The sequence below is a fragment of the Luteibacter sp. P4_E6 genome, assembly GCF_056401535.1.
In genome coordinates, this window is sequence record NZ_JBFUJE010000537.1 from 1 (window position 1) to 2560 (window position 2560).

Sequence of the window (2560 nt, forward strand, 5' to 3'; positions counted from 1 at the left end):
CGACTGGCCCATCAGATTGCCGAATACATGCCCGGCCGTGAGGGCGGTGCCGGTCGCGCCGGTGTCGGCGGTGCGCTTCTCGGCGGCATCGTCGGCTCATTGTTGAGCCGCGACGACAACTGACGGGGCTCGATCGGAATCCGCATCCTGTAACCAAACAGGCRTCCGTACCGAATAGCCAGAGTTGCTTTCCCTCTGACCCCGGCCCGGACTCGCATGACATGCCTCTGAATTTCTCTTGCACCATGTGCGGACGCTGCTGCCACGGTCTGCGGCTTCCGCTTGGCATGGCCGAAGCGCGTACGTGGCTTCGCGAAGGAGGCGATGTCGAAATTTTCTGCGAGGCRATCCCCTGGCCGCAGGAACCTCCGGCGGACGATGGCGTGGCCCAACACAAACGTAAGCGATCCTTTCCCACCGCCAGTGGGACACTACCGGTACGTGTCACCGTTTCGTTGTTAGCCACGTTCGCAGGGGCTTGTCCCAACCTGCGCAGTGACATGAGCTGCGGCATCTACGAGCGCCGGCCGATGGCATGCCGCATCTACCCAGCCGAAGTGAATCCCTTTCTTTCGGTCGACCCTTTGCAGAAACTCTGTCCGCCGGAGGCATGGGAAACCGCGACCGTCCTGCAGAACGATGCGGGCAACTGGGCCGACGAGACGGTGGCAGACGCGGTCGTCCGCCGTCGCGGTGCGGACTATAGCGAGGCCGACGCCAAAGGGCGTTTGTGCGATCTCCTCGGTGTTACCGAGGCAGGGCTCACGAACGAAGGCGTCGTGACGCATACGCCGGAGCCATCACAGCTGCTGGCCGCGCTCGATGTCGTGTTGGTCGAGGCGTCGAACGAATCCTTCAAACCTGACTGGGTGTTGGTATCGCATCGCCCGAACACGCTGGCGCTGCTGGCTTCGGCCGGAGCGAACCTCTTGCATGCAGGCGACCTTGCCGACAGTGGCCGGCGCTTCATCGCGTTCGTCGAACCCGGCATCTACGCCTGAGGTTTCTCCCGGCGCGACACTGGCTCGATGGATGCCATCGGGCCAGTAGCCGTTCTCCTAAGGCGGCGTGCCCTGGCTGAWCCAGCCGGCGAACAGCTGCACCATTTGCTGCGTCCACGCTTTGGATGGCGGGGGAGGCATGCTGCCGCTGCTCACGCGCGAATAGATCTGCGACGCGTACACCACGACGTCGTTATAGACGCTCAGGTCGAGGGTTCCCCTCGTGACCTGCTTCATATGAGCGATGTCGGTCGCGTTGAACAGCGGCGCGATGTCCTTCGCGAAACTGATGCCGGCTGGAGCGGCGGCGGCATCGGCGGTGATCTGGGGTCGTAGGTTCGTCATGCATGGCTCCTGGCTCTGCGTTGAGGGATGCTTCTTACTTAAGCGTGCGATTGCGTACGACTTCGGTAGCCCCGGAAGGACTCGGCACGCTCGGGGGCTCAGGCTTATGCACGGCACCGTTGGCGAGGATCACGCTGAAATCGCCGGAGGCGTGCTGTCCCTGGCTGCCGTGGCAACCCATGCAGCCGCCCATGTTGTAGGCGCCGCCGCCATAGAACATGTTCTTGTGAATGCCCGTGCCACCGAACTGGGACTCGTAGTCGCTGTTGACACCGGTATAGCCGCTGCCGACCAGGCCACCGCTAAACAGCTGCAGCGGGCGATTGGTTTCCACGACGATATTCGCGAGGTGATAGCTGGCCGGGTTCCGACCCGTGTACGGATCGTTGGTCTTGTAGACGCCGGCGTAGTCCTTGTCGACCGCCTCGAACTGCACGTTGACCAGTTTGTAGTACGCCCACGGCGAGGGCTTCTTCTGCCCATGCGCGTTGGCATAGGTCGCCATGGCGGCGTGCGCATCCTTGTTAGCCTGCACGATGATGTTCGGAATGGCGTTGTCGCGATAGTTGACACAAATGAAGCCGCCTGCCGGAAGGCCGGGCTTGCCGTCGCTGTTCTGGTAGTAGAGCTGGTTCTTCGGCCGCGTACCGACCGACGGTGTGCAGTACTGCGCACTCGCCGGTACGAGATCGACCTCGGGGGGAAGACCGCTCGGGCTCACGGTGGCGGTGTCGTCAAGCGTCACGGAAGGGATGGTCGGACAGGGTGCCTTCTGATCGCTGCGGCATGCCGGCAACGCTCCGGCAATCGCGCCGTTCTCATCTTCCAGCGGCGTGCCGTTGGGCCGCAGGATATTGTCAGCCTGCTCGAACGTGGCGTAGATGAAGTGCGGTGCGGTCGCCGTCTTCTGAATGATGTGCAAGGCGACCAGACCCCAAACGGCTTCGCGGTAGCATGTGGTCTTGCTCGTGTTCGTTTCGTACGAACGCACCTTGGCCATGTGGAACCGGCCCGATTGCTGTTCAGCCGTCGTGAGCTCGCGCCAACCCGCTTTTATTTCAATGGTGTTGAGCGGCAGGCTCACGTACTGACTACTCCCCGGCGGCGGACTGGCCTTGTTCGTCTCCAGATACGTTTGCGTCTTCTGGGCAACACTGCCGGGAACAGCGGTCCACCACTGGTTGTTAGCCACATAGGCGTATTCGGTGCGGTTG

The 2560-nt window shown here is 62.5% G+C and carries 3 protein-coding genes; 1 reads left to right on the forward strand and 2 read right to left on the reverse strand.

Annotation, left to right across the window (positions count from 1 at the left end):
- Positions 1 to 245 precede the first annotated feature (245 nt).
- On the forward strand, positions 246 to 1001 hold the full coding sequence (locus tag AC1DT2_RS20440; protein WP_255548350.1) for a YkgJ family cysteine cluster protein: 756 nt from the start codon (positions 246 to 248) through the stop codon (positions 999 to 1001).
- A 57-nt stretch (positions 1002 to 1058) separates the two neighbouring features.
- Here the strand turns inward: AC1DT2_RS20440 and AC1DT2_RS20445 are convergent, their stop codons facing one another.
- A complete protein-coding gene (locus AC1DT2_RS20445) occupies positions 1059 to 1346 on the reverse strand; it encodes a hypothetical protein (protein WP_477298362.1) in 288 nt (95 codons plus the stop codon).
- A 34-nt stretch (positions 1347 to 1380) separates the two neighbouring features.
- The coding region (locus AC1DT2_RS20450) for a hypothetical protein (protein ID WP_477298363.1) at positions 1381 to 2560 on the reverse strand (1180 nt) is incomplete at its 5' end.